24 protein-coding genes and 1 pseudogene are annotated in these 25,677 nt (G+C 66.6%); 15 read left to right on the top strand and 10 right to left on the bottom strand.

The annotated features are described in order from the left end of the window. Positions 1 to 42 precede the first annotated feature (42 nt). On the bottom strand, positions 43 to 2,154 hold the full coding sequence (locus tag GGR43_RS07915) for a 3-hydroxyacyl-CoA dehydrogenase NAD-binding domain-containing protein (RefSeq protein ID WP_188071418.1): 2,112 nt from the start codon (positions 2,152 to 2,154) through the stop codon (positions 43 to 45). Positions 2,155 to 2,377: 223 nt separating this feature from the next. Between GGR43_RS07915 and GGR43_RS07910 the strand changes: the two genes are divergently transcribed. From GGR43_RS07910 to GGR43_RS07900, 3 genes are read left to right on the top strand one after another with little or no spacing between them, the layout of a single operon-like run. Beyond that, the gene (locus tag GGR43_RS07910) at positions 2,378 to 3,535 is read left to right on the top strand and encodes an acyl-CoA dehydrogenase family protein (protein ID WP_188071417.1); all 1,158 of its coding nucleotides are present in this window, start codon (positions 2,378 to 2,380) and stop codon (positions 3,533 to 3,535) included. A 52-nt stretch (positions 3,536 to 3,587) separates the two neighbouring features. Continuing rightward, the gene (locus GGR43_RS07905) at positions 3,588 to 4,928 is read left to right on the top strand and encodes an aromatic ring-hydroxylating oxygenase subunit alpha (RefSeq protein ID WP_188071416.1); all 1,341 of its coding nucleotides are present in this window, start codon (positions 3,588 to 3,590) and stop codon (positions 4,926 to 4,928) included. After that, positions 4,929 to 6,587, top strand: coding sequence for an FAD-binding protein (locus GGR43_RS07900; RefSeq protein ID WP_188071415.1), 1,659 nt, complete (start codon positions 4,929 to 4,931; stop codon positions 6,585 to 6,587). Positions 6,588 to 6,589: 2 nt separating this feature from the next. On the opposite strand, the gene GGR43_RS07895 is transcribed toward GGR43_RS07900, so the two are convergent. Further along, positions 6,590 to 7,576 carry a GlxA family transcriptional regulator gene (locus GGR43_RS07895; protein ID WP_188071414.1) on the bottom strand — a complete coding sequence of 329 codons (987 nt, stop codon included), beginning with the start codon at positions 7,574 to 7,576 and terminating at the stop codon, positions 6,590 to 6,592. Positions 7,577 to 7,693: 117 nt separating this feature from the next. Here GGR43_RS07895 and GGR43_RS07890 point away from each other — a divergent pair, with 117 nt between their 5' ends. From GGR43_RS07890 to GGR43_RS07880, 3 genes are all read left to right on the top strand, one after another. Further along, positions 7,694 to 8,512, top strand: a complete 819-nt coding sequence (locus tag GGR43_RS07890) for an SDR family NAD(P)-dependent oxidoreductase (RefSeq protein ID WP_188071413.1) — start codon at positions 7,694 to 7,696, stop codon at positions 8,510 to 8,512. A 90-nt stretch (positions 8,513 to 8,602) separates the two neighbouring features. Continuing rightward, positions 8,603 to 9,508 carry a DMT family transporter gene (locus tag GGR43_RS07885; protein ID WP_188071412.1) on the top strand — a complete coding sequence of 302 codons (906 nt, stop codon included), beginning with the start codon at positions 8,603 to 8,605 and terminating at the stop codon, positions 9,506 to 9,508. A 58-nt stretch (positions 9,509 to 9,566) separates the two neighbouring features. Further along, complete coding sequence (locus tag GGR43_RS07880; protein ID WP_188071411.1) at positions 9,567 to 9,815, top strand: hypothetical protein; 249 nt, start codon at positions 9,567 to 9,569, stop codon at positions 9,813 to 9,815. 22 nt (positions 9,816 to 9,837) lie between these two features. Here GGR43_RS07880 and GGR43_RS07875 read toward each other — a convergent pair whose 3' ends face one another. From GGR43_RS07875 to GGR43_RS07865, 3 genes are all read right to left on the bottom strand, one after another. Next, a complete protein-coding gene (locus GGR43_RS07875; protein ID WP_188071410.1) occupies positions 9,838 to 10,743 on the bottom strand; it encodes an SDR family NAD(P)-dependent oxidoreductase in 906 nt (301 codons plus the stop codon). Then, complete coding sequence (locus GGR43_RS07870) at positions 10,740 to 11,498, bottom strand: SDR family NAD(P)-dependent oxidoreductase (RefSeq protein ID WP_188071409.1); 759 nt, start codon at positions 11,496 to 11,498, stop codon at positions 10,740 to 10,742. The genes GGR43_RS07875 and GGR43_RS07870 overlap by 4 nt, the downstream gene beginning before the upstream one ends. Positions 11,499 to 11,614: 116 nt before the next feature. Then, a complete protein-coding gene (locus tag GGR43_RS07865) occupies positions 11,615 to 12,433 on the bottom strand; it encodes an SDR family NAD(P)-dependent oxidoreductase (protein ID WP_188071408.1) in 819 nt (272 codons plus the stop codon). Positions 12,434 to 12,672: 239 nt separating this feature from the next. Between GGR43_RS07865 and GGR43_RS07860 the strand changes: the two genes are divergently transcribed. From GGR43_RS07860 to GGR43_RS07850, 3 genes are read left to right on the top strand one after another with little or no spacing between them, the layout of a single operon-like run. Further along, positions 12,673 to 13,299, top strand: coding sequence for an EthD family reductase (locus GGR43_RS07860; protein WP_188071407.1), 627 nt, complete (start codon positions 12,673 to 12,675; stop codon positions 13,297 to 13,299). Between the two features lie 4 nt (positions 13,300 to 13,303). Beyond that, positions 13,304 to 14,095, top strand: a complete 792-nt coding sequence (locus GGR43_RS07855; RefSeq protein ID WP_188071406.1) for an SDR family NAD(P)-dependent oxidoreductase — start codon at positions 13,304 to 13,306, stop codon at positions 14,093 to 14,095. Between the two features lie 50 nt (positions 14,096 to 14,145). After that, the gene (locus GGR43_RS07850; RefSeq protein WP_188071405.1) at positions 14,146 to 15,120 is read left to right on the top strand and encodes an SDR family NAD(P)-dependent oxidoreductase; all 975 of its coding nucleotides are present in this window, start codon (positions 14,146 to 14,148) and stop codon (positions 15,118 to 15,120) included. A 14-nt stretch (positions 15,121 to 15,134) separates the two neighbouring features. On the opposite strand, the gene GGR43_RS07845 is transcribed toward GGR43_RS07850, so the two are convergent. Beyond that, positions 15,135 to 16,028 (bottom strand): LysR family transcriptional regulator, encoded by an 894-nt coding sequence (locus GGR43_RS07845; RefSeq protein WP_223177351.1) that lies wholly within the window; start codon positions 16,026 to 16,028, stop codon positions 15,135 to 15,137. Between the two features lie 101 nt (positions 16,029 to 16,129). On the opposite strand from GGR43_RS07845, the gene GGR43_RS07840 reads away from it, so the two are divergent. The 3 genes from GGR43_RS07840 (at position 16,130) to GGR43_RS07830 (ending at position 20,052) form a co-directional block, all read left to right on the top strand. Next, positions 16,130 to 18,124, top strand: coding sequence for an oxidoreductase (locus GGR43_RS07840; protein WP_246343419.1), 1,995 nt, complete (start codon positions 16,130 to 16,132; stop codon positions 18,122 to 18,124). A 35-nt stretch (positions 18,125 to 18,159) separates the two neighbouring features. Further along, positions 18,160 to 19,059, top strand: coding sequence for an NADP-dependent oxidoreductase (locus tag GGR43_RS07835; protein ID WP_188071403.1), 900 nt, complete (start codon positions 18,160 to 18,162; stop codon positions 19,057 to 19,059). Between the two features lie 123 nt (positions 19,060 to 19,182). Further along, entirely contained in the window at positions 19,183 to 20,052 is an 870-nt protein-coding gene (locus tag GGR43_RS07830) for a metal-dependent hydrolase (protein WP_188071402.1), read from the top strand. A gap of 36 nt (positions 20,053 to 20,088) precedes the next feature. Here the strand turns inward: GGR43_RS07830 and GGR43_RS07825 are convergent. After that, positions 20,089 to 20,175: pseudogene (locus tag GGR43_RS07825) on the bottom strand (succinyl-CoA--3-ketoacid-CoA transferase); the annotation flags it as partial. Next, a complete protein-coding gene (locus tag GGR43_RS07820) occupies positions 20,172 to 20,885 on the bottom strand; it encodes a CoA transferase subunit A (RefSeq protein ID WP_188071401.1) in 714 nt (237 codons plus the stop codon). The pseudogene GGR43_RS07825 and the gene GGR43_RS07820, both read right to left, overlap by 4 nt. 220 nt (positions 20,886 to 21,105) lie before the next feature. On the opposite strand from GGR43_RS07820, the gene GGR43_RS07815 reads away from it, so the two are divergent. Beyond that, positions 21,106 to 22,269, top strand: coding sequence for an aromatic ring-hydroxylating oxygenase subunit alpha (locus GGR43_RS07815; protein ID WP_188071400.1), 1,164 nt, complete (start codon positions 21,106 to 21,108; stop codon positions 22,267 to 22,269). Here GGR43_RS07815 and GGR43_RS07810 read toward each other — a convergent pair. Beyond that, on the bottom strand, positions 22,266 to 22,874 hold the full coding sequence (locus GGR43_RS07810; protein ID WP_188071399.1) for a TetR/AcrR family transcriptional regulator: 609 nt from the start codon (positions 22,872 to 22,874) through the stop codon (positions 22,266 to 22,268). The two genes, GGR43_RS07815 and GGR43_RS07810, sit on opposite strands and share 4 nt — an antisense overlap. Continuing rightward, entirely contained in the window at positions 22,867 to 23,550 is a 684-nt protein-coding gene (locus tag GGR43_RS07805) for a TetR/AcrR family transcriptional regulator (RefSeq protein WP_188071398.1), read from the bottom strand. The genes GGR43_RS07810 and GGR43_RS07805 overlap by 8 nt, the downstream gene beginning before the upstream one ends. 92 nt (positions 23,551 to 23,642) lie before the next feature. On the opposite strand from GGR43_RS07805, the gene GGR43_RS07800 reads away from it, so the two are divergent. After that, complete coding sequence (locus GGR43_RS07800) at positions 23,643 to 24,851, top strand: cytochrome P450 (protein WP_188071397.1); 1,209 nt, start codon at positions 23,643 to 23,645, stop codon at positions 24,849 to 24,851. A gap of 17 nt (positions 24,852 to 24,868) precedes the next feature. After that, a complete protein-coding gene (locus GGR43_RS07795; protein WP_223177350.1) occupies positions 24,869 to 25,675 on the top strand; it encodes an enoyl-CoA hydratase/isomerase family protein in 807 nt (268 codons plus the stop codon). The last annotated feature ends 2 nt before the right edge of the window (positions 25,676 to 25,677 follow it).

Below are 25,677 nucleotides of genomic sequence, written 5' to 3'. Positions count from 1 at the left end.
ATATTTCTCCGAACTGAAATTCTGTAGTGCGGCGCCGCGCCGTCAGGCTCCGGCGCGGTCCTTTTGCCATTGCGCGAAAGTCTGACCCTTTTCGGCAAGTTCGACAAGCAGGGCGGCGGGCTGGAGCGAGGGGTCGCCCGGCGTTTCCGCCGCGAAGTCGCGCAGCCGCGCGACGATGTGGGCGAGGCCCGTTTCGTCGGCGTAGAACATCGGCCCGCCCAGATGGCGGGGCCAGCCATAGCCGTTGATCCACGTCAGATCGACGTCGGACGCGCGCAGGGCGATGCCTTCCTCCAATATCCGCGCGCCCTCGTTGATGAGGGGGAAGAGCAGCCGCTCGACCATTTCCGCCTCGCTTATCTCGCGCCGCGCAATGCCCAGCTTTTCCGACGTGGCGACGATCAGCGCCTCGGTTTCCGGGTCGCGGTGCGGGGTGCGGTCGCCCGGTTCGTAGCGATAATAGCCCGCGCCGGTCTTCTGGCCCAGCCGTCCGCTTTCGACGATGGCGTCGGCGATCGGGAAGGGCGTGCCGCGCCGCTTGCGGATCGAATAGCCGATGTCGAGGCCGGACATGTCGTTGGTCGTCAGCGGCCCCATCGGAAAGCCCATATTGGTCAGCGCGGCGTCCACCTGATGGGGCAGCGCGCCCTGCTGGAGCAGCCGTTCCGCCTGGGCGGAGCGCTTGGCCACCATGCGGTTGCCGATGAAGCCGTCGCAATTGCCGGACAGCACCGAAACCTTGCCGATCGCCTTGCCGACGGCCATCGCGGTGAGGATGGCGTCCGGGCCGGTGCGGGCGGCCTTCACCACCTCCAGCAGCTTCATCACATTGGCGGGGGAAAAGAAGTGCATGCCGACGAAGTCGCCCGGCCGTTCCAGCACTGACGCGATCTCGTCCACGTCGAGCGCGGAGGTGTTGGAGGCGAGCACGGTGCCCGGCTTCACCCGCTTTTCGAGGTCGGCGAAGATTTCCTTCTTCACCGCCATGTCCTCGAACACGGCCTCGATGACGATATCGGCATCGGCCGCCGCCGCGCGGTCGAGCGCGGGGGTGATCAGCGCGAGGCGCGCGTCCATCTGCTCCTGAGAGAGGGAGCCGCGCTTCACCGAGGTCGCATAATTGCCCCGGACCCGGTCCAGCCCGCGATCGAGCGCCTCCTGCGTCGCGTCGATCAGGGTGACGGGGATGCCCGCACCCGCAAAGCACATGGCGATCCCGCCGCCCATGGTGCCCGCGCCGACGATCGCGGCCCTGGCCACCGGGCGGGCTTTGGCGGTTTCGGGCAGGCCGGGAATCTTCGCGGCCTCCCGCTCGGCGAAGAAGAGGTGGCGCAGCGCGCGCGACTGGCTGCCTGCCATCAGTTCCCGATTGGCGACGGCATCGATGGCCAGCGCCTCGTCCAGCGGCAGAGTGAAGGAACGGCGCACCGACTCGACATTGGCGGCGGGGGCGAGCTGGCCCCTGGCGCGCGCGGTCAGCTTCTGCGCCAGCGCCTCGAACGCGGCCGGATCGGCGCGGGTGGCGGCGATCTTCTCCTCCCGGTCGCGCACCGGGACCACGGGCAGCTTCTCGTCGATGACCCGGCGGGCGAAGGCGGCGCCGGCCGCCGCCGCATCTCCTTCGCCGATGGCATCGATCATGCCCAGCTCCAGCGCCCTGGCCGCATCGACGGGCTTGCCCGACAACACGAATTCCAGCGCCTTTTCCGGCCCGATCAGGCGCGGCAGGCGCTGCGTGCCGCCGCCGCCCGCGAACAGGCCGAGATTGATTTCCGGCAGTCCCAGCTTCGCGGACGGCACCGCGACCCGGAAGGCGCAGCCGAGCGCGGTTTCCAGCCCGCCGCCAAGGGCCGTGCCGTGGATGGCGGCGATGACGGGCCTGGCCGATCCTTCCAGCGCGGCGATCACGTCCTGCAAGGTGGGGGACTGGCGCGGCTTGCCGAATTCGGTGATGTCCGCGCCCGCGAAGAAGGTGCGGCCCGCGCAGCAGAGCACGATCGCCTTGACCGCGGGGTCGGCGTTCAGCGCGGCCAGCGCCTCGACCAGCCCGGACCGCACGCCGATTCCCAGCGCGTTGACGGGCGGATTGTCGCTGATGATGAAGCCGATATCGCCCTGCGTGCGGGTCGAGATGCTGTCGTTAATCTGGGTCATGGCAAATATGGTTCAGCCCCGTTGGCATGCGTGACGCATGGAAATGAAATCTCCGGCCAAAAGCTATCCATGCGGCCTGTCTGTCAAGAAACGGGCGGGGATGCCCCCAGAGGTATCGCAGATGTGAAGGGTTGCAGCCTTCCCCTTCGCATCGGGGCGATCGCCGATTACCCCGGTATCACGATTATATGCGCGGCCGGGGGCCGCATAAGAGGAAATGCCAATGCAGTTCGACTTGAACGAAGAACAGGCGATGTTTCGTGATTCGGTGGCCGCCTTCGCCCAGCGCCATCTGGCGGCAGGCGCGCTGGAGCGGGCGCACAGCGACGATTATCCGTGGGATGTCGCCAAGCTGATGGCCGATCAGGGGCTGATCGGCATCACCGTGCCGGAGGAGAAGGGGGGCCTCGGCGGGTCGCTGATGGATGCGGTGATCGCGATCGAGACGGTGGCGTCGGTCTGCCCGCGCTCGGCGGATGTGGTGCAGGCCGGGAATTTCGGCGCGATCCGCACCTTCGCCCAGTTCGCCAGCGACGCGCAGAAGGAGCAGTATCTCGCCCCGTTGCTGCGCGGCGAAGGGCTGATCTCGGTGGCGATGACCGAACCCAATGCCGGGTCGGCGGTGACCGAGCTGACCACCACCGCCGTCGAGGACGGAGACGGCTATCGCGTCACCGGGCAGAAGATCTTCACCACCCACGGCACTCATGCGACGGTGTTCCTCGTCTATGTGCGCTACGGGCCGGGCACCGGCAATATCGGATCGGTGCTGATCGAGCGCGGGCAGGAGGGCTTCACCTTCGGCAAGCCGGTGCGCTTCCTGTCGGGCGAGGAATGGAACCCGCTGTTCTTCGACAATGTCTATGTGCCGAAGGACAAGGTGCTGCTCGGCCCCGGCGGGTTCAAGAAGCAGATGTCCGGCTTCAACGTGGAGCGCATCGGCAACACCGCGCGCAGCCTCGCGCTCGGCCGCTATGCGTTCGACGCGGCGGTGGAGCATGCGAAGACGCGCAAGCAGTTCGGCCGCCATCTGTGCGATTTTCAGGGCCTGCAATGGAAGTTCGCGGAGATGAAGCTGAAGCTCGACGCGGCGCAGCTGCTGCTCTATCGCGCGGCGACCAATGCCGATGCGGGCCTGCCTTCGCCGGAGGAAACCGCCATTGCCAAGGTGGCCTGCAACCGGGCGGGCTTCGACTGCGCCAATGAGGCGATGCAGATCATGGGCGGCGCGGGCTATAGCCAGGACAGCCTGGTGGAATATTGCCTGCGCCGCACGCGCGGCTGGATGATCGCGGGCGGGGCGATAGAAGTGTTGCTCAACCGCATCGCGGAGGGCGTGTTCGACATGCGCTTCCCGCAGGGCCCCGCCAGAAACGGATAAGACGGAACGGACCAGAGACTTGGTAGAGGACAGATTGGGAGAGGACAGGGCGATGAACGACATGAGCGATGTCAGGGCGGGACCGGGCGCCATCACGGCCGATCGCATACCCGTCGAATCCTATATTTCCCCCCATTATGTGCAGCTGGAGAAGGAACGTCTCTGGCCGCGCGTCTGGCAGATCGCCTGCCGGGAGGAGGAAATTCCCCAGCCCGGCGATTTCTACACCTATGATATCGCCGACGAGTCCATCTCGGTCGTGCGCAAGCAGGACGGTTCGGTCGCGGCCTATCACAATGTCTGCCCCCATCGCGGCCGCCGCCTGACCTCCGGGTGCGGGCGCATGGGCAAGTTCCATTGCAAATATCATGGCTGGCAATGGACTCTGGACGGCCGCCCGACCGAGATCGTCGACCGCCACGACTGGGGCGACTGCCTCACCGATGAGGCGGTGACGCTCCAGCCCGTCAAGGTCGGCCTGTGGGGCGGCTGGGTATTCATCAACATGGACCCCGGCAGCGAAAGCCTGGAGGAGTATCTGGGCGAGGCCAGGACGCTGCTCGATCCGTTCGAGATCGAGAAGATGCGCTATGTGTGGCGCAAGCGGATCATCATGCCCTGCAACTGGAAGACGGCGCAGGAAGCCTTCATGGAAGGCTATCATGTGCAGACGACCCACCGCCAGCTGCTCGCCTATCATGACGACGTGACCTACAGCCAGGCGTTCGGCAAGCATGCGATGTTCGGCTATGCGCCGACCGCGCTGTTCGGCCTGCCCAGCCCGCGCATCAGCGACCAGAGCGGCGATATCCGCAAGGGCCTCTACGAATTCAACCGCGAGATCTGGGATACGCTGAAGGCGACGGCGACGCAAGAAATGCTCGCCGCCGGGCGCAGGCTGATGGAATTGCCGGAAAGCGCGACCCCGTTCGAGGTGTTCGTCGCCTTCGCCCAGTTCCATCGCGAGGAAGCGGCGAAGAGCGGCCGCCCCTTCCCCGACATCACCGCCGAACAGCAGATGGCGGCGGGGACGGACTGGAACATCTTCCCCAATCTCGTCTTCCTGCACCAGCCGACCAATGTGCTGTTCTACCGCTCGCGCCCCTATGGCGACGATCCCGACAAGTGCATCTTCGAGGTGAACGTGCTGGAACGGTTCGCGCCGGGCGAGGAGCCGCAGGTGGAGGTCGAGGACGGCGGTGACGGCAGCAACGGCAAGTGGCGCGATCTCGACTGGGGCCTGATATTGGAGCAGGACTTCCAGAATATGGAGGAAGTGCAGAAGGGCATGAAGTCGCGCGCCTTCACCGTCGCCCGTCCGAACCCGGTGCAGGAGGTGGAGATCAGCAACTTCCATCGCGTCTATCACCATTTTGTCGGGGGGAATGCGTGAATGGATGAGGCGAAGTTTGACGAGGTCGCGGATTTCGTGATCGTCGGGTCGGGCGGCGGGTCCATGGCCGCCGCCCTCTATCTCGATTCCATCGGCAGGAAGCCGCTGATCCTTGAGAAGACCGACAAGTTCGGTGGATCGACCGCGATGTCCGGCGGCATCCTATGGGTGCCCAACAACCACCTGCTCGCCCGCGACGGCATAGCGGACAGCCATGAGGCGGGGCGCACCTATATGGATGCGACCATCGGCGACGACGCCGGCCCCGGCGCCACGCCGGAGCGCAAGGAAGCCTATCTGCGCAACGGCCCGGTGATGGTCAAATGGCTGGAAGAGCGGGGCATGAAATGGCTACGCACCGAAGGCTGGGCCGATTATTACGACGACCGCCCCGGCGGCTGCACGCGCAGCCGGTCGGTGGGCGCGCCCATGCTCGACGCGCGGGAAATGGGGCCGCTGTTCGACAAGCTGCGCCTCGGCCCGATGGTCATGCCGCTGCCGACCGACAAGGCCCGCGACATCACGCTCGCCACCCGCACGCCCAGGGGCATGTGGGAAGGGATCAAGCTGCTCTGGCGCATGCGGCAGGTGAAGAAACGGGGCAAGCCGATGCTGAGTTTCGGCGGGTCCCTGCAGGGGCGGATGCTGATGCTGGCCGACAAGGCGGGCATCGACATGCGGACCAATCATGGCATCGTCGACCTGATCGAGGAAGACGGCCGCATAGTCGGCGTCGTGTGCGAGCATGAAGGGCGGCAGTTGCGCATCGGCGCGCGCGACGGCGTGCTGATCAACGCGGGCGGCTTTTCCCGCAATGCGGAGATGCGGAAGAAATACGGGCCGCAGCCGAGCAATGTCGAATGGACCAACGCCAACCCCGGCGACACCGGGGAGATGATCCAGATCGCGGAGAAGCACGGCGCGGCGCTCGACCTCATGGACCAGGCATGGTGGGTGCCGGGCACCATCCCGCCGGAATTGAAGGGCGTTTATCCGTTCATGCACAATACGGATATTTCCAAGCCGCATTGCATCATCGTCAACCGGCAGGGGCGGCGCATCCTCAACGAGAGCGGCTCCTATATGGAAAACGGCCAGCGGCTCTATCAGAACGACGTGCCCGCCTATGTCATCCTCGATAGCCGCCACCGCAAGCGCTATGCCTGGGGCGTGCAGCCGCCGGGCAAGACGCCGAGGGAATGGTTCGACAGCGGCTTCCTGAAAACCGCCGGCACGATCGAGGAACTGGCGGTGAAGGCGGGGATCGACCCGGCGGGGCTGAAGGCCGAGGTGGAGAAGTTCAACGGCTATTGCGAGACGGGCAAGGACCTCGATTTCAACCGGGGCGGCCGGGGCTATGACAACTGGTTCGGGGATCCCACGCACAAGCCCAACCCCAATCTGGGCAAGATCGAGAAGCCGCCTTTCTATGCGATGGAGCTGATTCCGGGCGATGTCGGCACATCGGGCGGCATCGTCACCGACGAATATGCCCGCGCGCTGCGGCCGGACGGTTCGGTCATTCCCGGCCTCTACGCCACCGGCAACTCGACGGCGTCGGTGATGGGGCGCTGCTATCCGGCGGCGGGCGCGAGCATCGGCGCGTCGTTCATCTTCGCGTGGATCGCCGCGCATCACGCGACCGGCGGCGAAAGCTGACCTCAGGGCGAGGGCGCGGCGCCTTTCGACCGGGCGGCCTCGCGCCACTGGCTCGCGGTCATGCCGGTCTGCTGGCGGAACATCGCGCGGAACAGGCGGCTGTCCGAATAGCCGACCAGCTGCGCGATCCGGTCCACCGAACGGGCCGACTTTTCGAGCATGCGGATCGCCGCCTGCAGGCGCAGATGCTGGACATAGGCGCGCGGGGACATACCGAGCGCCTTCTGGAAGCGGCGGTTCAGCGTCGCCGGGCTGGTGGAGAACAGCGCCGCGAGCTGCGCGATATTCGCCTGCCGGGCGAAATTCTGCTCCAGCCACAATTGCGCCTGCGCCACCAGCGGGTCGTTCGCGACCAGTTCCTCGTCCACGCTGTCCAGCCCCATGATCGAGGCGAGCCAGCGCGCGATATCGGGGGAAAGCGTGCGTTCGATCACCCGCACGATCAGCGCGAGGTCGGAGCCGAGGCCGCTCGACAGCAGCAGGTCGCCGCGATCCACCAGCGCCAGCCGCTCCTCCAGCGCCTGCCGGGGGAACAGCGCGCGCATCAGCGGCCGGAGCGCCCTTGCGACCGGGATGGCGCAATGGGCGGTCAGCCCGGCGGCCGCGAGCAGCATCGCGCTGCCGCCGCTGGCGCCGATGATAGCGCCTTGCTCCGCCTGTACGCGCAGCCATGCCAGCAGCGGGCGGCTGGCTTCGATCCGCTGCTTCAGCGCCTCCGGCCCGCCGCCGAGGCGGAAGGCGGGCAGCCAGACGAACGCGTGCGGGACATGGGGATCCAGCGCCCCGTCGACATCGAGGCGGATGCCGTTGCTCATCGCCACCGGGCCGCCGTCCTGCGACAGGATGCGCAGGCCCGTTTCCATGCGGACGGGATCGATATCGGCGAAGATATGCTCGACCCGGTCGCGGGCGAGCAGGAAGCTGTCGGCCAGCGCGCCGACGCTGCTGTGATAGGCGCCGGGCAGCGCGACGAGGGCGAAATCGGACATGGGAAAATCTGCTTGAAATGGTCCGATAAATGACGAAAATCATCCTGTCAACCGGCCGCGCCGATGGCCGATAGTCGGCCCCTTCCTTCCCATCGCCGGACGTCAGGAGACATGCCCATGCCCGAACCTTCCCGCTATCTCGGCCGCCTTTCCGGCAAGGTTGCGATCGTGACCGGCGCGGGGGCGGACGGGGAGGAGATCGGCATCGGCCGCGCGATCGCCCTGCTGATGGCGCGGGAGGGGGCAAAGCTGGTCTGCGCCGATCTGGAGGCGGCCCGCGCGCAGGCGACCGCCGCCCGCATCGCCGCCGACGGGGGCGAGGCCATCGCCTGTGCGGGCGACGTCGCCCAGGCGGAGGATTGCGCCGCGCTGGTGACGGCGGCGGTAGGGCGGTTCGGGCGGCTCGACATATTGGTCAACAATGTCGGCATTTCCAACCCGGTCAGCCTGGAGGCGGTGACGCCGGAGACATGGAACCGCATCCTCGCGACCAACCTCACCAGCGCGATGCTGATGAGCAAATATGCGGTGCCGGAAATGGCCCGCACCGGCGGCGGCGCGATCGTCAACATATCCTCGCTCGCCGGGATGCGGGCGATGGGCGCGCTGGCCTATGGCCCGTCCAAGGCGGCGATGGCGCAGCTCGCGCGCGAGATCGGCGTGCTCCACGGGCGACAGGGCATCCGCGCCAACACCGTAGCGCCCGGCCATGTGATGACGCCCCATGCGATGGGCAAGATCCCCGCCGACATGCGCGAGGCGCGGCGCAAGGTCGGCCCGCTGGGGATAGAGGGCGACGCGTGGGACGTCGCGCAGGCGGTGCTGTTCCTCGCGAGCGACGAGGCGCGCTTCATCAACGGCGTGGAGCTGGCGGTGGACGGCGGCGTCACCGGCATCGGGCCGCTGGCCGGTCATGCCTTCGTCATGGGCGACTGACCGGCCTTTGCGGGCGGGGACGGGCATGGCGGCGGGCCGACCGGGCCGGGACCTGTTGCGGTTTGGCCGCGCGGGCAGTATCGCCCCCGGATGAACAGCGACGAACAGGGACGCAAGCCCGACAATGCGCGCGGCGCGCTGTGGATGCTGGCGTCCGGCCTTACCTACAGCCTCGCCATGGCGCTGGTGAAGCTGCTGGGCGACGATTATTCCTCCGCGACGCAGAACATGGTGCGGCAGGGGCTGGGCTTCGTCATCCTGCTGCCCTTCATCCTGCGCCGCCCGCGCATGGCCTTCACCATGCGCCGCCCCGCGATCATGCTGGCGCGCTGCGCCGCCACCAGCGTTTCGATCATCCTCGCCTTCAACAGCTTCCACGCGCTGGGCCTTGCCGAGGCGAACGCGCTGTCCTTCACCCGCGCGCTGTTCCTTGTGCCGCTGGCCGCGCTGCTGCTGGGCGAAAGCATGGACCGGCACAAGGCGCTGGCGACGGCCGCGGGCTTCGGCGGGGTGCTGATCATCCTCGCGCCCGGATCGCCGCATTCGCTGATCGGCTGGCCGGCGGCGCAGGGCCTGCTCGCGGCGCTGCTGGTGTCCTGGTCGATCATCAGCGTCAAGTCGATGACGCGCGACCATAGCGACCTCGCGCTGCTCACCTGGTCCACCCTGCTGGGCGGGCTCTTCACCGCGCCCTTCGCGATGATGAGCTGGCGCACGCCGACGCTGGAGGATACCGCGCTGCTCGGCCTGATGGGCCTGCTGGGGGTGGTGACGCAGGCCTGCTATATCCGGGGCATGGCGCTGGGCGAGGCCGGGCTGATGGCGCCGCTCGACTATGTCCGCATCCTGTTCACGACCCTGCTGGGCTATGTGATGTTCAGCGAGCTGCCGACCGGCAACAGCTATGCGGGCATCGCGGTCATCATCGCGACGGCGCTCTATGTGACGATGCACGGCCGCCGCCGCGACCTTGCCAGAGCGATGGAGCCGGAATAGCATGGGGGCAGCGCCGTTCCGCGAAGAGGACGGCCGACAGCGACCGGAGGAGGATCGCATGCCCACTCGTGAGAAGGATATCAGCCCGGATATCAGCAAGGACGAAAGCCGCACGATATTGGCCGTCGCCACCGACGTCCGGCCCGATGAGAATGTGCATCACGACCCCGCGCTCGGCACCCCGATGGTGAGCGAGGGCCGCCCCGTCACCGCCGAGGAAAGCCGCCGGATCATGGCGCTGGCGACGGACATGCGCCCGTTCGAGAATGTCCACCCCGGCGAGGATGACGGGGAAGCGGACGGCTGACCGTTCCGCGCCCGCGCGCCGGTCAGGAGGACGCCTTGGCGATTTCCGGCAGGATCTCCGCGCCGGACGCGAAGGAGCTGTTCCATTCCGGCTGCGCTTCGAGGCCGCGCATCACCGCATCGACCGGCCCTTCGGAGAGATGGTGCACTGCGCCCTCGACGATCTGCACCCGGCGGATATGGCCCGCGCCGCTGTGATAGATGCCGCCCGACGTGTCGCAGCCGGGGCTGCACAGCCAGCCGACGACCGGCGCGACATGATCGGGCGAGGCGTAGTCCGCCCATTTGGGATCGAAGCTGCCTGCCGACAGTGGTGTATAGGCGGCGGGGCAGAGGACGTTGATCCTGATGTCCTTGCCCGGCGGCACGTCCAGGGCGAGGCTGCGCGCCAGCCCGACCATCGCCCCCTTGGAGGCGCCGTAATCGGCCGACTGCATCTGGCCCCAGAGCCCTGCGCTCGATCCGGTCAGCACGATGCGGCCATAGCCGCGCGCCAGCATCGCCGGCCACACCGCCTTCAGCCCCAGCATCACGCCCCACAGGTTGATTTCCAGCAGGCTGCGCATCTCCTCCAGCGTGACCGTGGCGAAGTCGCGCCAGTGCTGGACGCCCGCATTGCTGATGAAGATATCCGGCGGGCCGAAATGTCGCTCGGCCAGGGCGACCATCTCCATCGCCGACGCCGCCGTTTCGACCGGGCCGTCATGGGCCACGGCCCGCCCGCCCGCCGCGACGATCGCGTCCACCACCGCCTGCGCCGGGGAACCGCCGTCCGCCGCCCGGCGATTGCCGACGACCACCGCGCATCCCCGTGCGGCCAGATAGCGGGCATAGGCGCTGCCCAGCCCCTTGCCCGCGCCGGTGATGATGGCGGTGCGGCCGGAGAAATCGGGGCCGGGCGGATCGAGGGCGGGCGGGGCGGCGCTCACAGCATCACCAGACCGCCATCGACATTGATCGTCTGGCCGGTCACATATTGGCTGTCGTCGCTGGCGAGGAACAGCACCGCGCGGGCGACATCGGCCTCGCAATCGCCGAAATAGCCGAGGGCAATGTCCTTGCGGTACATTTCGGCTTCCTCCGGGTGGCTGTCCAGATAATCGATGGCGATCGGGCTGAGCGCGGAGGGGCAGATGACGTTGACGCGCACCTTGTACTTGCCCAGTTCCCGCGCGGCGGTGCGCGACAGGCCGCGAATGGCCTCTTTCGTCGCCGCATAGGCGGCAAAGCCCACGCCGCCGAAAATGCCTTCGCGCGATCCTATGTTGACGATCGATCCGCCCTTGCCCTTCATGTGCGGCAGCGCCGCCTGCATATGCTGGAAAGTGCCGTACAGCCCCGATTGCAGCGTCAGGTCGAACAGGGCGTCGTCATGATCCTCGAACGCGGTGCCGGGGCGCGAGGTCTGGGCGTTGTTGACGAGGATATCGACCCCGCCGAACAGCTCGACAGCCTTGGCGACGGCGGCCTGCGCGTCGGCGCGGACGCCCGCCGTGCCGGTGATCCACGCCGCTTCTCCGCCGCCCGCGACGATGCCGTCGACCACCGCCGCCAGCTTGTCCGCGGTGCGGCCGGTGATCAGCACCCTCGCGCCCTCTTGCGCGAAAACGCGGGCGATGCCCTCGCCTATGCCCTGACCGCCGCCGGTGACGATCGCGGTCTTTCCTTCCAGCCTGCCTGCCATGCCGTTCTTCCCTCGCCTGTTGTCCTGCCTCTCGCCGCCCGACCATCCCGAACCTGCCGGATGCAAGTCAATGCGGCGCGGGCGGACGGGTCAACTCATCGCCAATCTGATGGGGTTCAGTCCGATGGGGCATGGGCGGCGATCGACGCCATGATCTCCTCCGTCGTCGGGTTGCGGCGCAGCCTGAGGCCGCCGGTCACATGGAAGGTTTCGCCCGTCATGAAGCATTCGTCGCTCGCCATGAACAGCGCGGCGTTGGCGATATCCTCGACCGTGCCGATGCGGCCGAGCGGATATTCGCGGGCATAGGCCTCGACCATGCCGGGCGCCATATAATCGCCCAGCATCGGCGTGACGGTGAGGCCGGGGGAGAGGATGTTGGCGCGGATGCCGTGCTTGCCATATTCATAGGCGACATAGCGGGTCATGTGGTTCAGCCCCGCCTTGGCGCCCATATAGCTGCAATGATTTTCCGACATGATGTCGGCCACGGCGGAGGAAATGGTGATGATGGATCCGCCCTTCCCATTGCCCTGCCGTTTCATCGCGCCGACCATCGCCTGCAGGAAGAACAGGCCGCCCTTGAAGATGATCGAGAGCATGGAGTCGATCTGTTCCTCGCTTTCCTCCTCGAACGGGGCGAGGAAGCCGATGGCGGCGGCGTTGACCGCGATGTCGATGCCGCCGTGCAGCGCCGTCGTCGCCTCCGCCAGCGCCTCTATCTCGGCCCGCCGGGTGATGTCGCAGGCGATGGCGTGCGCGCCGTTTTCGCGGGCGAAGGCGTCCAGCCCCTCGCGGTTCCGGCCCGATACCACGACCCGCGCGCCTTCCTCCAGAAAGCGCCGGGCGATGGCCTGCCCCATATTGCCCTGACGCGTGGCGCCCATGACGACGGCGACCTTGCCTTCCAGCCGGCGCTTGTCTCTTTGGCCCATATTTCTCTCCTCCTGCTGCCGGTTCCCGATCGGCCGCCAGCGTTCCAGAGACGGAAGCAGGGGGCAATATCCGCCGGACGCCTTCGTCCGGGCGGGGCGCAGGTAGCATGTTTGTGATCTTTGCGGGCGGAGGCTGGCGTCACCGGCCCGGCTTTGGAAACAGATATGCCCCTGAGCGGGCGAGCAGGAAGCGATAGGGGCTTTCGCCGTCCGCGCCGCCATATCCGCCGGGAGAGTAGATGAAGACCGTCCTATTGGTGCACAGTCCCGATGCCGCTTTCCTCGCGGGGTTGCCCGCGCTGCTGCGCGACCGGCCGTGGGCGGAGCATGCCTCGCGCATCGCGGTGCAACTGCCCGTCGCGCCGCCCGCAGTGTCCGCCGCGGCGCCGCCCTGCGATGCCGTCATCGAAATCTGGTCGGAGGAACCCGTCGCCGCTCTCGTCGCCGCGGATGCGGCGCTGGCCGGGGCGTGGCTCGATATCCGCATTTCCGACGAGGTGGTGGGCAAGCACGGGTCGGGTGCGCCGCCGCCGGGGGTGACGCCCGGCCTCTCCCAGCTTTCCTTCATAGAGGCGATCGCCAGCCTGCCCCGCGCCGAGGCGGAGCGCCACTGGTCGGAGCATATCCCGCTCGCCAATGCGGTTCATGTCGGCATGGAGCGCTATGTCCAGGACCGCCTCTCGCCCGCGTGGGAGGGGAGCGCGCCGTGGTTCGGCATCGCGCATCTGCATTTCCCGGATGAGGCGGCGCTGCGGGACGGGCTGTTCCGTTCCCAGGAGGATATCGACCTGATCGTCGCGGACGTCGCGGAATTCGTGGCCAGCCATGCGACGATCACGGCGATCGAGCATGTGGTGAAAGGATAGGGCGATGGATCTGAAGCTTGCGGGCAAAAGGGCGCTGGTGACGGGGAGCAGTTCGGGCATCGGCGAAGGCATCGCCCGGATGCTCGCCGCCGAAGGCTGCGCGGTGATCGTGCACGGGCGCGACCGCGCGCGCAGCGAGGCCGTCGCGCGGGAAATCGGCGCGACGGGCGTGGCCATCGGCGATCTGGCGACCGATGCCGGCGCGGACGCGGTGGCGCAAGCGGCGGGCGCGGTCGACATATTGGTCAACAATGCGGGCGGGGCCGCCGGCACATCGGCGATGGGCTGGACCGAGGTGGACGAGGCGGGCTGGATCGGCACCTACCAGCTGAACGTCATCGCCGCCGCGCGGATGATCCGCCGCCTGCTGCCCGCGATGAAGCAGGCGGGCTGGGGCCGCATCATCAACATCGCCAGCGCCGCCGCGACGCAGCCGATCGCGCTCGGCCCCGATTACGGCGCGGCCAAGGCGGCGATGCTCAACATGACGGTCAGCCTGGCGAAGGCGCTCGGCCCCTGCGGCGTCACCGCCAACAGCATCAGCCCCGGCATGGTGCTGACGCCTGCGGTCGCGGCATGGCTCACGGGCGCTCGCCACACGCTGGGCTGGGGCGACATATCGCTGGAGGAGGCGGAGCGGCGCATGGCGCGGGAGATCACGCCCGTCGCCGTCGGCCGGGCGGGACGGGTGGAGGAGATCGCCCATATCGCCTGCATGATCGCCAGCCCCGCCTCCGGTTACATGACCGGGGCGAATGTCAGGGTCGATGGCGGGCAGGTGCAGAGCATCAATTAGGGCCTCAGGGGCTTTTCGCAGGGATTTGGGTTTTCAGGGAGGACAGGCATATGACGGATATCGGTTTCGACGGGCGGGTCGCCATCGTCACCGGCGCGGGCAACGGGCTGGGCAGGGACTATGCGCTCGAACTGGCGCGGCGGGGGGCACGGGTGGTGGTCAACGATCTGGGCGGCAGCGGATCGGGGCAGGGCGCCTCGCACAGCGCCGCCGATCTGGTGGTGCAGCAGATACGCGACGAAGGCGGCGAGGCGGTCGCCAGCCATGACAGCGTCTCGACCCGCGCGGGCGGGGAAAGCATCGTGCAGACCGCGCTCGATGCGTTCGGCAAGGTGGATATCTGCATCAACAATGCCGGTTTCCTGCGCAACAACCGGTTCGAGGACCTGTCGGACGGAGAGATCGACGCGATCATCGACGTGCATCTGAAAGGGGCTTTCTACGTTGCCCAGCCCGCCTATCGGGCGATGCGGAGGAATGGCTATGGCCGCTTCCTCTTCACCGGCTCCGCCTCCGCCATGTTCGGCCATGCGTGGCAGGCCAATTATGCGGCGGCCAAGGGCGGGCTGATGGGGCTGAGCCATGTGGTCGCGATCGAGGGATCGGCCTATGGCATCACCTCCAACCTGCTGATGCCCACCGCCCAGTCCCGGCTGGCCGACGAGATGAACGACGGCTTCATGGAGATACCGGCCTTTGCGCAGGCGGTGGCGGGCGCGGATTATGCCGCCAGCGCGGACCGGGTCACCGTGCCCTTCAACACGCCGCTGGCCGTCTATCTGGTGAGCGAGCGGTGCACGGCCACGCACGGCATCTACAGCGCCAACAGCGGCCGCTATGCGCGGGTGCGCATCTGCGCCGCCGATGGCTGGGTCGCGCCGATGGGACCGACGCCGCCTTCGGTCGAGGACATCGCCGCCCATTTCGACCGGATCGGCGACATGAGCCATTATCATGAGCCGATGACCGTCTATGACGAGTTCACCGCCGTCGCGCAGGCCGCGCGGCGTCAGCAGGTAATCTGACCGGCTGGGCAGGATTAGGCGCCGGGCGGCCAGTTCACATGATCGGCAAGATAATGCGCCACGGCCATTACCGCATGGCGTCTGGCCCGGTCCTCCGGTACGAACAACTGCACCTTGACCGGATTGTCGTTCCAGTCTTCCAGCAGCGGCACCAGCTGGCCGGCCGCGATTTCGGGCGCCACCAGCATTTCCAGCGTCTGCGCGATGCCGACGCCGGAAACGGCGGCGGCGGTGATCGCGTCGCCATGGTTGAACGCCGCGACCGCCGCCGGGCGGAGCCAATGCGTCGTCCCGTCTTTCCAGAAGCGCCATTTCTGCCCCAAAGGCCGCTCCGCCGTCGCATGGACGATCATCTCGTGATCCGGCAGTTCCTCAGGGGTGCGGGGCGTGCCTTTCCGCGCCAGATAGGCGGGCGAGGCGACCTGCACGAAGCGCGTGGTGCCCAGCGGCAGGATGCGGCCCCGTCCTTCCGGCGGATCGCCCACCCGGATCATGATGTCGAACCCTTCGGGCCGGAACACCATGCTGCGCTCGCTGAAGCTCAGGTCGATCGCCACATCGGGATAGCGCTGGCGCAGCCCCGGTATCGCGGGCAGCAGGAAGCGCAGGCCGATGGCGCCGGGCGTGTCGATCATCACCAGCCCGCGCGGCCCCGCGGAGCCGCCGCGAATGGCCCCTTCCGCTTCCGCCACCGCATCGAGGATCGAGCGGGCGTCCTGAAGGAAGCGATGCCCCTCCAGCGTCAGGGCGAAACGGCGCGTGGTGCGATCGATGAGCCGGGCGCCCAGCCGGTCCTCCAGCCGCGCGAGATGGGTGGAGATCATCGCCGGGGACATGCCCAGCCGTTCCGCCGCGCGGCTGAACCCGCCGCTGTCGACGATGGCGACGAACACCTCGAATCCGGTCAATCGATCCATGATTATTCGGCAATAAAGAAGAATATTTTATATTCTAGGATAATTATTCGCCGTTGGAAAAAGGCTATGATCCCTGAAAGAGAAAGCAGAGGATGACCATGGCCTATCCCCATTTGTTTCAGCCCATTCAGATCGGCCCGTTGCGCCTTCGGAACCGTCTGGTCATGGCGCCGATGGAAAGTCATCTCGGCCATGCGGACGGATCGGTCAGCCCGGAACAGATCGCCTATTATCGCGAACGGGCGCTGGGCGGTACGGGCCTCGTCGTCGTCGAATTCACCTGCGTCGACGGCACGGACGGCTTCAGCTCGATGGCGCCGCAGCTGCGGCTGGACAATGAACGCTACCGTTCGGGCCATGGCAAGCTGGTGGACGCGATCAAGGGCGCGGGGGCTAAGGCCTGCATCCAGCTTTCCCATGCGGGCCGCCAGTCGCGGGAAAGCGTGATCGGGCGCACGCCCGTCGCGCCGAGCGCGGTGCCGCTGCGCAGCCCCTATCTCGATACCGTGCCGCGCGCGCTGGAGGAGGAGGAAATCCATCGCATCATCGCCAGCTATGCCCATGCGGCCGGGCTGGCGGTGGCGTCGGGCTATGACGCGGTGATGCTGCACGGCGCGCATGGCTATCTGTTGCAGCAATTCCTCTCTCCGCTGGTCAACCGGCGCGGGGACGCATGGGGCGGGGATTTCGAGCGGCGTCTGCGCTTTCCGCTGGAGGTGGTGAAGGCGGTCAAGGCCCGGCTGGGTGGCCGCGCGCTGCTGTACCGCATGTCGGTCGCGGATTTCCTCGACGGCGGCCTGACGGTCGAGGATGCGGAGCGGATCGCGCCGCGCCTGTGCGAGGCCGGGGTCGATGCGATCGATATCTCCTGCGGCTCGCTCGACCGGGTGGACGTGATCGTGGAGCCGATGTCGGTGCCCGAAGGCTGGCGCCTGCCGATGGCGCGCCGCATCCGCGCCGCCACCGGCAAGCCGGTCATCTGCGCGGGCGTGATGCGCTGGCCCGACAAGGCCGAGCAGGCGATCGCCGATGGCGACACCGATTGCGTGTCGCTCGGTCGCGCGCTGCTGGCCGATCCGATGTGGCCGATCAAGGCGCAGCGGGGCGATGCCGCCGATATCCGGCCCTGCACCTCCTGCAACTGGTGCATCAGGGAGACGGGCGCGAACCGGGGCGTCGGCTGCGCCGAAAATCCTCGCTGCGGCCATGAGACCGATCCGCCGATCGGGGCGTTCGGCAAAGGGCGCCGCGCGGTGGTGGTCGGTGCCGGGCCCGGAGGCATGGCCGCCGCGCTGATGCTCGATCAGGCGGGTTTTTCCGTCTCCCTTTATGAGCGGCGGGCGACATTGGGCGGCAATCTCCTTACTTCCGCCACGCCGCCCAACAAGGAAAAGCTGTTCTGGTACAATGACTTCCTCCAGCGCCGTATCGAGAAGAGCGGGGTGGAGATCCACACCGGCGTCCATGTCGACGCGGCGCTGGTGCGCTCGCTCGCGCCCGATGCGCTGGTGCTGGCCAATGGTTCCCGCATGGCGCCGCTGGAACTGGAACGCAGCGGCAATCTGCCGGTGGCCCCCGCCTATCAGGCGTTGCTCGGCGATATCGACCTGCCTGCGTCAAGCGAGGCTTGTCCCATCCTTATCTATGGCGGCGGGGAGACAGGCACGGAAACCGCCGAATTCCTCGCAAAACAGGGGCATAAGGTGGTGATCGCCACCCGGTCCGATGCCTGTTTCCTCGCCCGCAATGCGGAGCCGCTTTACCGGATGCAATTGCTGCAACGCATCGGCGCGAATGAGGCGATCCGCATCAAGGACAAAAGGGTGCTGATGGCGATCGACGGCGATCATGTGCTGCTTTCGCATGACGGGACGAGCGAGGTGCAGCCTGCCGCCGCCGTGCTGCTGGCCCATGGGCTGGTCGCCGACACGACATTGGCGGACGAACTGCGCGGCAGCGATTTTGCGACGATCAGCATCGGCGATGCGGTCGAGGTCGCGCGGATCGGCGAGGCGGTACGCGATGCCTATCGCGCGGTGCATCATCTGCGGCGCCTGCTGCTTTGCCCGGAGCCGCTGGCGTGCTGACGCCAGCTCGTGGGAAGGAAGAAGGGGAGGAAGGGATGCAGGCGATTCTTATCGAGGACTATGGCGATCCGTCCATCCTCAAGCCGACAGCCGTGCCGATGCCGGACATCAGGCCGGGGGAGGTGCTGGTCCGCGTCCATGCCGCCGCCGTCAATCCGGCGGACGTCAAATGGCGGGCGGGCCTGTTCGCGTCCTTCGCGCCGATATCCTTCCCCCATATATTGGGTTACGACATCGCCGGGGAGGTGATCGGCGGCGCGGGATTTGCGCCGGGCACCCGCGTTTTTGGCATGCTCGATCCGATCCGCAAGGGCGGCTATGCCGACTATGCCGTCCTTCCCGCCGATCAGGCCGCGCCCATTCCCGATGGCCTCGATTATCCGACCGCGGCGGCGATCCCGACGGCGGGACTGACCGGCCTGCAACTGGTGGAGGCGCTGGCGCCCGCGCCGGGACAGCTTGTGCTGCTGACCGGGACGCTCGGCTCGGTCGGGCGCTTCGCCCTGCATGAGTTGAAGCGGGCCGGCGCGCGAGTGGTGGCCGCCGTGCGCGCGGCGCAGTGCGGGGAGGCGCTGCAGCTGGGCGCCGACGAGGCGCTGATAGTGGGGGAGCAGGACTGGCCCGGTCCGGCCTTCGACCATGTTATCGACACGGTGGGAGGGGAGGAGGTCGGGCGATTGTGCCGCCGCCTTCATCCCGGCGGAAGGCTGCTGACGGTCGCGACCACTCCCATCCCGCCGCAGGGGCTTCCCGCCGCGCCGGAATTCTTCTCGGTGCGGCCCGATGGCGGGCAGTGCGCGCATCTGGCGGCGATCGTCGCGGCGGGCGCGATAGAGGTGCCGGTCGCGCGGCAGCTGCCGCTGAGGGACGCCGCGCAGGCGCATCATCTGGTCGAGCAAGGCGGCCTTGGCGGCAAGGTCGTGCTGATCCCCTGATCGCGTTCTCGCCCCGGCTTCGGTGCTGCGGCGCGAATTAGGTCAGCCCTTAATCTGTTGCTTCTTGGCACCCTGTAGCCCCTCCGATTATCTCAGGGAAAAGCAGTTTCTGGAGGATATGTCATGGGCCTGGTCGTCCGTTTCCCGAAGTTCGATTTTTCGGATTTCGAATTCTACTGGTCGCACAATATGGCGTTCAGCCAGGATCGGAACGCCACCGCGATCATCCCTTCGCCGGTCGAGCCGTGGCTGATCAAGCTGTTGCAGAAGGCCATGCCGCTGCTGCCGGAAGACTATGACTGGCTGCGCAAGGACGCCAAGGATTTCATCGCGCAGGAATCCCAGCATTTCCGGCAGCACCGCATCTTCAACCGGATGATGGTGGACGCGGGCTTTCCCGAACTTGCCGACATGGAAGCGGGCCTTGCCGCCGATCTGGAGGAATTCGCGCGGACCAAGTCGCTGAAATGGTGCCTTGCCTATGCCGACGGCTTCGAATCGCTGGGCGCTGTTTCGGGCGAGCTATGGTTCGAGAAGAGCGACGAGATGATCGGCGGCCTCGACAATGCGGCGATCCGGCTCTGGAAATGGCACATGGCCGAGGAATTCGAGCATCGCGAGATCTGCTTCCAATTCTACAAGGCCATTTATTGCCGGGGTTTCTGGCGGCGGATCTTCAACGGATATTTCTTCCGCATCTATGGGCTGCTGTTCGCGATCGTCCATCTGCGCGGCTTTTCCGCCAGGGCGGTCAAATATATGCGCGAAATCGAGATGCAGCGGATGAGCCCGGCGGAAAAGGCGCGGCTCGCCAAGGACATAAAGGCGTTCAACCGCTTCAACCGCCGCGCCTTTCTGGGGCCGCTGCTGGCCAACCTCCTGCCCTGGTACGATCCGGGCAAGAAGCGCATTCCGCGCGGCCTGTTCGAATATCTGCGCAATTTCGAGAAGGACGGGCAATGGTCGGCGAAGACGGCGCAATTGTCCGCCTGAGCGGCTTTACACCCATCCGCCATGAGCGCCAGACCTTGGCGAGCCGATGCCGAGGTTGACATAATATCCGTCGCGCAGTTGCTGTGCGGCGCGGGCGGCCATCTGGTCGCGGGTCCAGCTCATGGCTGCGTCTCCCTGGGCCGGGTGGTCAGCTTCTCGATCCGCTTCTCGTTGATGGTCGAAAGCACGATGCGGTCGACATAGATGCCGGGCGTGTGGATGCAGTCGGGGTCGAACGCGCCTGCGGGCACGATCTCCTCGACCTCGGCCACCGTCACCTTGCCTGCCGTCGCCATGACCGGGTTGAAGTTGCGCGCGGTCTTGCGGAACATCAGATTCCCCGCCGGGTCCGCCCGCCACGCCTTGATGATGGAGAGGTCGGCGCGCAGCCAGGTCTCGCGCACATACTCCTCCCCCTCGAAGCGCTCCACCGGCTTGCCCTCCGCGACCAGGGTGCCGACGCCGGTCCTGGTGTAGAAGGCCGGGATGCCCGCGCCGCCTGCGCGGATGCGCTCGGCCAGCGTGCCCTGCGGGTTCAGTTCCAGCTCCAGCTCGCCGGAAAGATACTGGCTCTCGAACAGCCTGTTCTCGCCCACATAGGAGGCGATCATCTTCCTGACCTGCCTGCTTTCCAGCAGCATCCACAGGCCGAAGCCGTCCGCCCCCGCATTGTTGGAGATGACGGTGAGACCCGTCACCCCCGACGCGCGGATTTCGGGGATCAGGCTTTCCGGATTGCCCGAAAGACCGAAGCCGCCCGACATGATCGTCATCCCGTCGAACAGCAAACCATCCAGCGCGGCAAAGGGGGTGGGGTAGATTTTGGAGCGCATCGCATCCCCATTGAACGGCGGTCGAACAATCAGGCTTTTCCCGACCCTATAGGATGCGCACGGGCGGCACAAGAATGTGCGATAAATTTATATATGAGCGATAATAGACCTATATAGCATCCATATCGGCTGATTTCCGTTTCCTGCTCCGATAATATTTACATAATACGATATATGTAATATGTCTTATCCCGATCTACGGAAACGATAGGAGCGAGTCATGCCGGAAGCGGCGGAACTGGCCGGTGCGCGACCCCTGACGGAAGGGCAATTGCGGCAATTGGCGGGGGTAGAGGATTCCGATCCTTCGACGGTGTTCAAGGAAATCGATCATCTTCCGACCAGCATCTATGCATCGCAGGCGCGCTATGAGCTGGAGCAGGAGAAATTGTTCCGGGGCCGCCCGATTCCGGTTGCGGTGTCGGCGCTGCTGCCCGCGCTCCGATCGCATATCGCGATCGACGATCATGGCGTGCCGCTGCTGCTGACCCGCGACGGCGACGGCAAGGCGCACGCCTTCTACAATGTCTGCACCCATCGCGCGATCAAGCTGTGTCAGGCCAAGGAGACGCAGAAGGGCGGACTGATCGTGTGCCCCTATCATGCATGGAGCTTCGACATGAAGGGGCAGTTGAAGGCGCTGCCGAGGCCGGAAATCTTTCCCGGCCTCGACAAGCGGAAAATGGGGCTGGTTGAGCTGGAATGCGTGGAGGCGGGCGGGGTCATCTGGGTGAATCTGGATGCCGGGCGCAAGGCGGATTTCTCCATCGTCACCGGCGAGCTGGGCGCGGATCTCGACGCCATCGGCCTTGGCAGACAGAAGATCTGCCATCATCTGCGCGTCGACGTGCGGGCGAACTGGAAGCTGATCGTCGACAGCTTTTCCGAAAATTATCATGTGACGCGCCTGCACTCGCAATCGCTGGGCAGCATGTTCGTGGACCGCAAGACGTCCTGCGAGATGCTGGGCGAGCATCTGCGGGTGATGTCGGGCCGCGCGGATTTCCGCCAGGGCGAGCCGATCACCACCTATGAGGAATTCCGCAGGTCGGCGGTCGCGCATTACACGATCGTGCCGGGCGCGCTGATCATCACCAGCCCAGCCTATGTCAGCGTGATCTTGCTGGCGCCGCAGGCGGTCGACCATACAGTGGTGAACTATTATATGATGGTCGACCGGCTGCCGGAAACCGAGCGGGAGGTCGCGCGCTATGAAAAGTCGCTGGCGCTGATGACGCAGATCACCACCAGGGAGGATTTCTGGGTCGCCGAGCTGGGCACGATCGGCGCGAAGAGCGGCGTCGTCCCCCATATGACCTGCGGCGGCATGGAACGCGAGATGGTCGCGTTCCACCGGAGCGTGGAGGCCATTCTAACAGCTTAACCGGCCGCCTGCGCCGGTTTCAGCAGCGGGACGACCGTGAAGCGGGCGATGATGCGGCGGAGCTGGCCTTCGTCGATCTGGCCGTCGGCCAGCCGGAATTGCAGCACCGATTGCATCATCAGCAGCCAAGCGACGATCTCGTCCAGCGATATGTCGGTCGCCAGATCGCCCTGATCGAGCGCGCGGCGCATCAGCTCGTGCCAATAGCGGACGTTGAGCCGGTAGAGGCGGCTGCCGGGGCTGGTCGCGCGCGACTGGAAGCCGGGGGTGGCGGCCACCTGGCTGAGATAGGGGCTGCGGTTGCCCTCGGTGATGATGATGAACAGCGCTTCGGTGACGATGCCCGCAAAGTCCATGTCGCGCCGGATGCGCGCCCGCACCGCCGCGTTGATCCGCACCGCCTCGCGGCAGCACAGCGTGTCGACGATATCGTCCTTGCCCGAAAAATAGCGATAAACCGACTGGCGCGAGATGCGGGCGCCGCGCGCGATATCCTCCATCGTCGTCTTGGCGATGCCGAACCGCTCGAAGCACAGGCAGGCGGCGTCGATGATGCGCTCCTCAAGCTCGCCGCCGGCGGCGGCATCCTTCGCCTTTTCAGCCATGGCCTGCCGGACCCTCCCTGCTTTCCGCCCCCGTCTGCGCCGCGAGATAGGAGAGGATCAGCGCGCCGATCCCCTCCACCACGTCGTCGGCGTCGAGGAATTCCGGCTCCTCGCGCGCATAGCGGCGCAGCAGCGCGTGGACGATCGTTTCCAGAAAGAAGACGTGGCGCTCGGTCCGCGTGGCGTCGAATTCCGGGTGCTGGCTGAGATAGAGCCGGATAGTGCCCCGGTTCAGCACCTCCAGCGAGGTGTGCCGGATCACCTGCCCGATCTGCGGCACCTGATGCGGCATGTCGATCAGCGCGAGCCGGTGCTGGCGGTAGATGTCGAGCAGGCCGCGAATGGCGAAGCGCACGGCGTCGGCGGGCGTGCGGTCCATCGCCTCGATGGTGGAGAGCCGCACCTGCTGCGCCGCCATGGTCGAGACGCGCTCATACCAGGCGAGCAGGATCGCCTCATAGGTCGGGAAATATTGGTAGAGCGAACCGATGCCGACACCCGCGCGCTCCGCGATCATGCGCGTGTTGACGGCGTCGAAGCCATGGGTCGCGGCCAGTTGCTCGGTGGCCTCGAAAATCGCCTCCACCGTGTGCCGCGCGCGCTGCTGGCGCGGCATTCGCCGCCGTTGCAGCGCCTTCTGGCGCGGTTCCGTCTCGCTCGCCTGCCGCATGGCCATGCGATGCCATAAAGCGAATGGAATGTGAATATCATTCTGATTATAGTCGGCGGCATCCGCTTCACCGGGCGAGGCCCGGCAGGAGGAAGGCAATGGACAAGGCGGTTGCGGACTGGACCGTGCCCGAAGGCATAGGCGACGATCTGGTCGTCGACTGGGATATCTACACGGCCGAAAAGCTGCGCGAGGACATCCATCTCGGCTGGCACTGGCTGCACGACCATGCGCCCGACATATTCTGGACGCCCCGCAATGGCGGCCATTGGGTGGTGATGCGCCATGACGATCAGGTCGCGGTGCTGAAAGACGCGGAGCATTTCTCCAGCCGCGAGCTGCACATTCCGCCGATGTTCAACGCCAATGTGATGATCCCGCTCAATCTCGATCCGCCGGAGCATACACGCTATCGGGCGGTGCTGATGCGCACTTTCGGCCCGGCGCCGATCGCCCGGATGGAGCCGAAGCTGGTCGCCTGGGCCAATCGCCTGATCGACCGGGTGATCGACAGCGGGCAATGCGATTTCACCGAGAGTCTGGGCGCGGGCTTTCCCGTCTCGGTGTTCATGGAACTGATGGGCCTGCCGCTCGACCGGTTCGAGGAATTCCGCGCCATCGTGCTCGACTATTTCAGCAACATCACGCCGGAGCGGCGGGGCCGGTTGCAGGACCGCATCTTCGCGATCATGCGCGAGCTGTTCGAGGAAAAGCGCCGCCATCCGGCCGACGACCTCGCCAGCGCGCTGCTGGGCGAGGAGGTGCGCGGGCGCAGGCTGACGCAGGAGGAACTCGAATCCATGGGCTTCCTGCTGTTCCTCGGCGGACTCGACACCGTCGCCAATGCGCTGACCTTCTCCTTCCGCAACCTGGCGCAGCGGCCCGACCTGCAACGGCGGCTGGCGGCCGAGCCGGAGAGGCTGCCCGATTATGTCGAGGAGTCGCTGCGCCGCTTCGCGGTCGTCAACCAGACGCGCATCGTCAAGAAGGATACCGTCATCAAGGGCGCCCCTTTCCGCGCGGGGCAGATGCTGATCTGCCCGCTGACCGCGGCGGGGTTGGACGATCGCCGCAATCCCGACCCGGAACGCTTCGATATCGATCGCCCCGACCGCGCGCACATCACCTTCTCGATCGGCCCGCATACCTGCATCGGCAACACGCTGGCGCGGCTGGAAATGCGTGTGTTCACCCGCGTCTGGCTGGAGCGCATCCCGCACTTCGCGCTCGCCTCCGCCGAGAAGCCGCCATGGCGGCCGGGGATGGTGATGGCGCTGGAGCATCTCCCGCTCAAATGGGACGTTTAGCAGGGAAAGGACGGCTCGTGCCCGCAATCGACCCCACATCCTATGAATGGATAAGGATCGCCAGGGACGGCGAGGGCGTCGCCACGCTCACCCTCGTCAATCCGCGCCGCAAGAATGCGGTGACGCGGCCGATGCATCGCGAGCTGGAGCGGGTGTGGGAGGATGTGGACGCGGATGACGATATCCGCGTGGCGATCCTGACCGGCGAGGGCGACGCCTTTTGCGCCGGGACCGACCTGTCGGCGCAGGATGCGGAGAACCGCTCGGGCCGCAAGGGCCGCCCGCCCACGCGCGGCGCGCGGCGCCTGTTCTGGAACATGCTGGATGCGGAAAAGCCGATCATCGCCAAGGTGCGCGGCCCGGCCTATGGCGTGGGGGTGAATATCGCGCTGGCCTGCGACATGGTGATCGCGGCGGAAAGCGCGCGCTTCTGCGATTCGCATGTGCGCATGGGCATCGCGCCGGGCGACGGCGGCGCGGCGCTGTTCCCGCTGCTGCTCGGCTTTCACCGGGCGAAGGAATATCTGATGCTGGGCGAGCCGATCGACGGCCGCAAGGCGGCGGACATCGGCCTCATCAACCATTGCGTGGCCGAAGAGGAGCTGGACGGCTTCGTCGACGGCTATGCCCGCAGGCTGGCCGCGGGCGCGCCGCTCGCCATTTCCTACGCCAAGATGTCGGTCAACCTGCTGCTCAAGCAGATGACGGCGGGCGCGTTCGAGACGTCGCTGGCCTATGACCAGCTGACCCTGTTCACCGACGATCATCAGGAAGGGGTGGCGGCGTTCCTCGAAAAGCGCCCGCCCGGCTTCAAGGGCAGTTGAGG

It is taken from the genome of Sphingobium jiangsuense (assembly GCF_014196495.1).
Taxonomy (GTDB): Bacteria; Pseudomonadota; Alphaproteobacteria; order Sphingomonadales; family Sphingomonadaceae; genus Sphingobium; species Sphingobium jiangsuense.
Note: the sequence above shows the minus strand (reverse complement) of the source record. Positions and strands in the feature narration are given on the sequence as shown.

Excerpts from the sequence above, each read along its gene's own strand:
- GGR43_RS07815 (WP_188071400.1), top strand. The coding sequence starts at position 21,106 with ATGCCGGAAGCGGCGGAACTGGCCGGTGCGCGACCCCTGACGGAAGGG.
- GGR43_RS07835 (WP_188071403.1), top strand. The coding sequence starts at position 18,160 with ATGCAGGCGATTCTTATCGAGGACTATGGCGATCCGTCCATCCTCAAG.
- GGR43_RS07870 (WP_188071409.1), bottom strand. The coding sequence starts at position 11,498 with ATGGCAGGCAGGCTGGAAGGAAAGACCGCGATCGTCACCGGCGGCGGT.
- GGR43_RS07915 (WP_188071418.1), bottom strand. The coding sequence starts at position 2,154 with ATGACCCAGATTAACGACAGCATCTCGACCCGCACGCAGGGCGATATC.
- GGR43_RS07860 (WP_188071407.1), top strand. The coding sequence starts at position 12,673 with ATGAAGACCGTCCTATTGGTGCACAGTCCCGATGCCGCTTTCCTCGCG.
- GGR43_RS07810 (WP_188071399.1), bottom strand. The coding sequence starts at position 22,874 with ATGGCTGAAAAGGCGAAGGATGCCGCCGCCGGCGGCGAGCTTGAGGAG.
- GGR43_RS07855 (WP_188071406.1), top strand. The coding sequence starts at position 13,304 with ATGGATCTGAAGCTTGCGGGCAAAAGGGCGCTGGTGACGGGGAGCAGT.
- GGR43_RS07910 (WP_188071417.1), top strand. The coding sequence starts at position 2,378 with ATGCAGTTCGACTTGAACGAAGAACAGGCGATGTTTCGTGATTCGGTG.
- GGR43_RS07840 (WP_246343419.1), top strand. The coding sequence starts at position 16,130 with ATGACCATGGCCTATCCCCATTTGTTTCAGCCCATTCAGATCGGCCCG.
- GGR43_RS07865 (WP_188071408.1), bottom strand. The coding sequence starts at position 12,433 with ATGGGCCAAAGAGACAAGCGCCGGCTGGAAGGCAAGGTCGCCGTCGTC.
- GGR43_RS07800 (WP_188071397.1), top strand. The coding sequence starts at position 23,643 with ATGGACAAGGCGGTTGCGGACTGGACCGTGCCCGAAGGCATAGGCGAC.
- GGR43_RS07890 (WP_188071413.1), top strand. The coding sequence starts at position 7,694 with ATGCCCGAACCTTCCCGCTATCTCGGCCGCCTTTCCGGCAAGGTTGCG.
- GGR43_RS07885 (WP_188071412.1), top strand. The coding sequence starts at position 8,603 with ATGAACAGCGACGAACAGGGACGCAAGCCCGACAATGCGCGCGGCGCG.
- GGR43_RS07880 (WP_188071411.1), top strand. The coding sequence starts at position 9,567 with ATGCCCACTCGTGAGAAGGATATCAGCCCGGATATCAGCAAGGACGAA.
- GGR43_RS07820 (WP_188071401.1), bottom strand. The coding sequence starts at position 20,885 with ATGCGCTCCAAAATCTACCCCACCCCCTTTGCCGCGCTGGATGGTTTG.
- GGR43_RS07905 (WP_188071416.1), top strand. The coding sequence starts at position 3,588 with ATGAACGACATGAGCGATGTCAGGGCGGGACCGGGCGCCATCACGGCC.
- GGR43_RS07830 (WP_188071402.1), top strand. The coding sequence starts at position 19,183 with ATGGGCCTGGTCGTCCGTTTCCCGAAGTTCGATTTTTCGGATTTCGAA.
- GGR43_RS07850 (WP_188071405.1), top strand. The coding sequence starts at position 14,146 with ATGACGGATATCGGTTTCGACGGGCGGGTCGCCATCGTCACCGGCGCG.
- GGR43_RS07900 (WP_188071415.1), top strand. The coding sequence starts at position 4,929 with ATGGATGAGGCGAAGTTTGACGAGGTCGCGGATTTCGTGATCGTCGGG.
- GGR43_RS07895 (WP_188071414.1), bottom strand. The coding sequence starts at position 7,576 with ATGTCCGATTTCGCCCTCGTCGCGCTGCCCGGCGCCTATCACAGCAGC.
- GGR43_RS07805 (WP_188071398.1), bottom strand. The coding sequence starts at position 23,550 with ATGGCCATGCGGCAGGCGAGCGAGACGGAACCGCGCCAGAAGGCGCTG.